Genomic DNA, 271 nt, shown 5'->3' with positions numbered 1-271 from the left:
CAGCCGGGCAGTGGTGCAAAGTGCCGGCAATGCCTACCGACTGAAGGGTCAGTTTCTTAAAAACGAGTTTTTCCGCGCGGGTCCGATGCAGCATCTGTTGCTGCGCTACACTCAGGCCTTGCTGACGCAGATGGCACAAACCGCAGTATGCAACCGGCATCACACCCTGGATCAGCAGTTCTGCCGATGGCTCCTGCTGAGCCTCGATCGTTTGCCCTCCAACGAACTGATCATGACCCAGGAACTGATCGCCGCCATGCTCGGGGTACGT

At 57.9% G+C, this 271-nt stretch carries 1 protein-coding gene; it reads left to right on the top strand.

Annotated elements, in window-relative coordinates; translation table 11 throughout:
- Nucleotides 1–271 (top strand): Crp/Fnr family transcriptional regulator (locus tag IV91_RS0115350; protein WP_035419182.1); only part of this gene is annotated, 271 nt, incomplete at both ends.

The sequence above is a fragment of the Ferrovum myxofaciens genome (assembly GCF_000735045.1).
Classification (GTDB): domain Bacteria; phylum Pseudomonadota; class Gammaproteobacteria; order Burkholderiales; family Ferrovaceae; genus Ferrovum; species Ferrovum myxofaciens.
This window is presented reverse-complemented; position numbering and strand designations above follow the sequence as displayed.